This is a genomic window from Rhizobacter sp. P3_B12 (assembly GCF_056402895.1).
In genome coordinates this window covers 1-5,498 of sequence record NZ_JBFUGN010000373.1, presented here as the reverse complement: position 1 = coordinate 5,498, position 5,498 = coordinate 1, and the positions used below count along the sequence as shown (strand labels likewise).

General features: G+C 67.1%; 5 protein-coding genes and 1 pseudogene. 3 read left to right on the top strand and 3 right to left on the bottom strand.

Going from position 1 to position 5,498, the window contains the following annotated elements; all coding sequences use genetic code 11:
• The 3 genes and pseudogenes from AC1D01_RS18785 to AC1D01_RS18775 all read left to right on the top strand — a co-directional run.
• Positions 1-1,211 (top strand): annotated as a pseudogene (locus tag AC1D01_RS18785) (RHS repeat domain-containing protein); the annotation flags it as partial.
• Positions 1,208-3,583, top strand: a complete 2,376-nt coding sequence (locus AC1D01_RS18780) for an RHS repeat domain-containing protein (protein ID WP_477868912.1) — start codon at positions 1,208-1,210, stop codon at positions 3,581-3,583. The pseudogene AC1D01_RS18785 and the gene AC1D01_RS18780, both read left to right, overlap by 4 nt.
• Positions 3,561-4,133 carry a hypothetical protein gene (locus tag AC1D01_RS18775; RefSeq protein ID WP_477868910.1) on the top strand — a complete coding sequence of 191 codons (573 nt, stop codon included), beginning with the start codon at positions 3,561-3,563 and terminating at the stop codon, positions 4,131-4,133. Before AC1D01_RS18780 ends, AC1D01_RS18775 begins: the two co-directional genes overlap by 23 nt.
• Before the next feature lie 59 nt (positions 4,134-4,192).
• Here AC1D01_RS18775 and AC1D01_RS18770 read toward each other — a convergent pair whose 3' ends face one another.
• From AC1D01_RS18770 to AC1D01_RS18760, 3 genes are all read right to left on the bottom strand, one after another.
• The gene (locus tag AC1D01_RS18770) at positions 4,193-4,339 is read right to left on the bottom strand and encodes a hypothetical protein (RefSeq protein ID WP_477868908.1); all 147 of its coding nucleotides are present in this window, start codon (positions 4,337-4,339) and stop codon (positions 4,193-4,195) included.
• Between the two features lie 206 nt (positions 4,340-4,545).
• Positions 4,546-4,908, bottom strand: a complete 363-nt coding sequence (locus AC1D01_RS18765; protein WP_477868907.1) for a hypothetical protein — start codon at positions 4,906-4,908, stop codon at positions 4,546-4,548.
• A 99-nt stretch (positions 4,909-5,007) separates the two neighbouring features.
• On the bottom strand, positions 5,008-5,498 hold a 491-nt coding region (locus AC1D01_RS18760), incomplete at its 5' end, for a hypothetical protein (protein WP_477868905.1).

Sequence of the window (5,498 nt, the reverse complement as noted above, 5' to 3'; positions counted from 1 at the left end):
ATCAGAACGGTGCACGCCACGCCAGCTGGTCGTTCGACGACAGCGGACGCGCGACGAGTTCAGAACGTGCCGGCGGTGTCGACCGAACCGTGCTGGCGTATGCGGCGGGCTCGACCACCGTGACCGACGCCCTGGGGGCGACTCGCGTGCTGGGCTACCAGACGCTGGGCGGCGTGGCCTTCCTGAACTCGGCCTCGCAGCCTGCCGGCAGCGGGTGTTCCGCCGCCACGCGCCGCTGGCTGCACGACAGCGCCGGCAATCTCATCGAGAAGGATGACTTCAACCAGGCGCGCGTCTGCCTTGCGTACGACGACAGGCGTCGGCAGATCCGGCGCGTCGAGGGACTGAGCACCTCGCACAGCTGCGCAGTCATGCTCGCCGAGGGTGCCGTGCTGCCTGCGACCACCCGCAAATTCAGCCGGCAGTGGCACCCGGACTGGCGGTTCGAGACACGGCGCGCCGAGCCCGGCCGCATCGTGACCCGCATCTACAACGGGCAGCCTGACCCTTTCAATGCGCAGGCACCGGCGGCCTGCGCCCCCGCCGATGCGCTGTTGCCCGACAGAAAGCCGATTGCCGTGCTGTGCAAGGAGGTCGTGCAGTCCACCACGGACGGCGACGGACACCTCGGCTTCGGTGCATCGCTGCAGGCCGAGCCGGATCGCGTCACCCTTTGGACCTACAACGCGTACGGGCAGGTTCTGACCGCGACCGAGCAGGGATCGAACGGCGAAACGACCACCACCTACGTTCACTACGCCGACACCACCGCCGACCACACGCAGGGCGATCTCCAGCGCATCACCACGGCCACTGGCGACGTGACGCAGTTCACCGCCTACAACCGCCATGGGCAGGTGCTGCAGCGCATCGCGCCCGACGGCAGCGTCACGAACAACACCTACGACGCGATGCAACGGCTGCTGAGCACGACGGTGGATGGCGAAGCAGTCAGCTTCGCCTACGACCCGGTCGGCCAGCTGACCCGCATCAGCGATGGCGACGGCGGCTGGGTCGGCTACGCCTACGACGACGCGCATCGCCGGACCGCGGCCTTCGACCACCTCGGCCACCGCATCGGCTTCCAGCTCGACGCCGCAGGCAACGTGACCGGGAAAACGATCAATGCCCCCGACGGCGCGCTGACCCGGCAACTGGCTCGCAGCATCGATCTGCTCGGGCGCGTGCAGCAACAGGTGGAGCGGCCATGATGACGATGCGAATGCTGCTCCCGGTTCTCGCCGCAGCCGCGCTGGTGTGTTTCGATGCCAACGCCCAATCGCTGCCCCCTGCGCCGGTGTCCCCGGCACCGGTCACCCGCTACGAGTACGACGCCCAGGGCCAGCTGACCCTGCAGACGCAGGCCCCCGAGGTGCCCGGGCTCAATCTCGACACCCGCTTCGCCTACGACCGGCTGTACCGGCTGACGGCGCGGACCGACCCGCTGCAGGGCCGCACCGGCTTCACCTACGACGGCCTGAACCGCAACACCCAGGTCACCGACCCGCGTGCGTTGGCCACACGCTACGTGCGCAACGGCTTCGGCGACGTCACGCAGGTGATCAGCCCCGACACCGGCACCACCACGCTCACGTGGGACGCGAACGGCACCCTGCGCGCGCGCACCGACAGTCGCGGTGTTCTCGCCACCTACCGTCATGACCCCGATCACCGGCTGACCGGCCTCGTCTTCAGCCGCCCGGGTGAAGCGGAGCTGAGTCTCGGTTGGTCGTACAGCCAGACCGGCCCCGACTTCGCCTACGGCGGTGGCCGCCTCACCAGCAGCCGCTTCCCCGCCGGCTCGGCGCTGTACCGCTACACCGGCCAGGGCCGGCCTGCTGCCACCGTGCAGCGCATCGAGGCTGTCGGCGGCGCCAACCCCGCGCCCGTCGTGCACACCGTTGCGTACACCTACACCCGCGGCAAGCTGACCGCGCTGACCTATCCGTCGGGCGGCGTGCTGTCCATCGGCTACACGCAAGGCCAGGCCACCTCGCTGAGCTTCGCCACCGATGCGGGCAATGCCGCCGTGCCGCTGCTCGGCGAGATCCGCTGGGAGCCCTTCGGCAGCGCGGTGCGCAGCTGGGCCTGGCAGATGCAGGCCGGCCCGCTGCCTCACGAACGCTGGCGCGACCTGAGCGGGCGCATCGTGCGCCAGCGCCTCGGGCCGATGTTCCGCGACCTCACCTACGACGCGGCCGACCGCGTCGCGGGCTACACGCACTGGCTGCCCGACGGCACGCCGCAGCCGGCGCTGGACCAGCAGTTTGGCTACGACGGCAACGGCCGGCTGACGAGCGTGGGCAGCGCCCACGCGAGCTGGGCGCTGAGCTATGACGCCTCCGGCAACCGCAATGTGCTCAGCCTGAACGGCAGCGCCAGCAGCTACGCCGTTGAACCCGCGAGCAACCGGCTCAATGCGATCAGCAACCCGGCACGCAGCTTCTCGCACGACAGCGCCGGCCACGTGATCGGCGCGGACTACGGCGCGACCTACAACCTCGCCGGCCAGCTCGCCACGCTGACCCGCAACGGCGTCACCACCGCGTACAGCTACGACACCGGTGGGCAGCGCATCCGCAAGAGCGACGGCAGTGCCGCCGGCACGCTGATCTTCGTGCACGACCACCAGGGCCAACTGCTGGGCGAGTACGACGCGTCAGGCGCCGCGGTGCGCGAATACGTCTGGCTCGGCCACATCCCGGTGGCGATCGTGATGCCCGCAGCGAATGCCGGCGAGGCACCGCGAATCCACTTCATCCACGCCGATCACCTGGACACGCCGCGGCTCGTCGTCGACCTGCAGGGCGCCACGCGCTGGCGCTGGCTGGCGGAGCCCTTCGGCAGCACCGCGCCCGAGATCGACCCGAGCGGCCTCGGCCCGCTCGCCTTCCCGCTGCGCTTCCCCGGCCAGTACGCCGATGCCGAATCGGGGCTGTTCTACAACGGCCAGCGCTACTACGACCCGCAGACCGGGCGCTACCACCAGTCCGACCCGATCGGGCTGGTCGGCGGCATCAACACCTACAGCTATGTCGACAGCCAGCCCACCGGGTACGTCGACCCGAGCGGGCTGCAGTACGCCCCGATGCCGGGCCTGCCGATCCCGCTGCCGCCGGCGGCCGTGCCGGGCACCGCCGAGAACAAGGTGCTCGCCGAGGCGACGATTCGCGCGATCCAGGCGGCCAGCGAGGCGGTCAGCAATGTCTACGGGCGCTGTGCGCAGGCGCTCGGGCGGGCCTGGGATCGGATGTTCAATGAGAATGGGGCAGACAACGTGCCTCCTCTTCCGGACGTTCTTGTTGGGGATCAGGGGGACCCAAGGGCCGGGCCCAACAAGGGTGGAACGAAGCACACGAGCGGGCCACTAAAACCTGAGTACGGCGGGACGGGTGACTTTGATGCCGATCTCCAGAAGTTGACCGGCGGTGCGCGTCCGTGGCAACCGGGCGACAAGGCTCCGCCGGGGAGTCTGATAGGTGCGAACGGGATTTTTGGCCGGCCAAAGAACAGCAGTGGTGGACAAAGCATTGACATACCAGCGAACGGGAGCAGACCCCATGAAACCCTTCACTACCCCTGAGTTGATGCCGAACGGAAAGAGGGCCTTCAGGTATCAGTGCGAAGGAGTTGATTGCGGAGCACTCGGGCGCTTGCTGGAAGGCCGCAAATTGGTCGCCTATGTCTTGCCCGAAGGGCATACGCTGCAGGTGGCTTGGGAGCTTTCGTTCGTCTTCGAGTCAGGATTCGTGCTTGAGTTTTCCTCTGCTTGCACGGAGGTAGCTGAGTGGCAAGAGGTCGGCAGCCTCAACATCCGCTTGACGCACCTTTCGACGCCAGCTGGAACTACGACCGTGGTCACCCATAGAAGTGAACTCCAGCCGATCGACGTGGTCTGGGCCGAAAAACTGATCTACGAAGACCAGGATGTAATGGTCGAGTGCGGTCTCGTGCTTCGCGGAGGAGAGGGGCAAGAAGTCGTGGTTGCCGCCGGAATTCCTCCCGGGTCAGTTTCCGTTCGCGCTCCGTTCTCGCCCGCGCTGTTCGAGCCTCAGTTTCCGCTCCCTGCCTGTCGCCGGGAACCCTGCGACAAGCGAAGAAGTGACCTTGCCCCCGGGTACCACACTCCATAGCTGAGGGCATCCCGCCAACTACCTCAAGAGATGGACACCTCCCACGACCGAGCGCCTCGTCAAGTGAATGGAGATCGTTGATGACCCGGCTTGAACGAAATCGTCTTCACACCACGTCCCGGGACTTCTTCGACATGCATGGCCGCACGCTCATGAAGCTGAACGTCGATGCGGCCATTGAAGTGTGCTTGCGGGCTGCCGCGCATGGGCTTGTCGTCGCCCGAGTCGAAGGCGGGATATGGCACCGAGGAACGGCAGATTCATACCGCGTTCGTGGTCACGGCGCCACCCATCTCGGGAAGGCCTCACAAGTCATCTGCTGGTCGGGCAGACTCTCATGATTGAACTCGACCYGGACCCTGTAGTTTGGTCGATCAGGTCCTCCGATGGAAGAGCCTGCATGGCCTGTCGTTCAGCAAGTTCCTGGCAAACCGAAGGACAGTTGACTGGGTCCCTGACCCTCGAGCGGCAGATGTGGCAACGGGATCGTCCCTTGAGGGACGCCGCCCTGATTCGAGACTTCCGGATCGAGTTGCCGCAGGTCGTCCTTCGGATCGACTCGTTGCGACGCCTGCGCCAGCGCCTTGCTGAATGGCAGGTGAACCCTGCTGAGTTCACATGCAAGCTGTGCGACTCGAATGCCGGAGATCAGCAGCTCTCGATGTCCATCGGTCGCGACGAGCGGCTCATCGCGGACATCTTCAAGCCAGCATTCATCATGACCTACGATTGCGGCCCGTCCATGAACGGCCGTTGGGCATTCTTGGTGGATCAATCGTGCATCCGACTTTGCGCGGAAAGCCTGGGCAGATTTCTTCGGGCCACAAGCAAACCATGGATCCAAGGCCGGCGGAGCCTTCCATACGGGTGATGACTACACCGGCGTGCGCAACCGCAACTCCGGTGCCGGCAGCGGGTGATACGGCTGCGGCGCATCGTTCTCTCGGAACTTCGCCTCCAGCGCCTCGACGCCTTCGAGCAGCGCCTGCAACTGAGCCGCCTCGTCGGGCTTCAGCGGCCGGGTCTCGTCCTTGCAGCCGGGTTTGCCATCCGGCCCCAGCAGGCACTCGCAGCGGCACGTCTGCTCGTCCGGCTGCTCCGGCTCGTGCTTGCGGCAGCGCAGCGGCCGCACGCACCGAGCCGCCTCGATCGCCTCCTGCAGGGGCACCGTGTGCGCCTGGCTCGCCGCCGCCGAGGCCGCGCCCTTCAGCCAGCCGCGCAAGCCCACCAGCAGCGCCTGCAGCCGCACCCAGCGCTGCTCCTGCCACGCCGGTGTCGCCCGCTCGCCCGGCGCGTCCGCATAGCGCTCGACGAACAACTTTCCGCTCGCGGTGCCGTAGCGCCGCGCCATCCGCAGGATGCGCT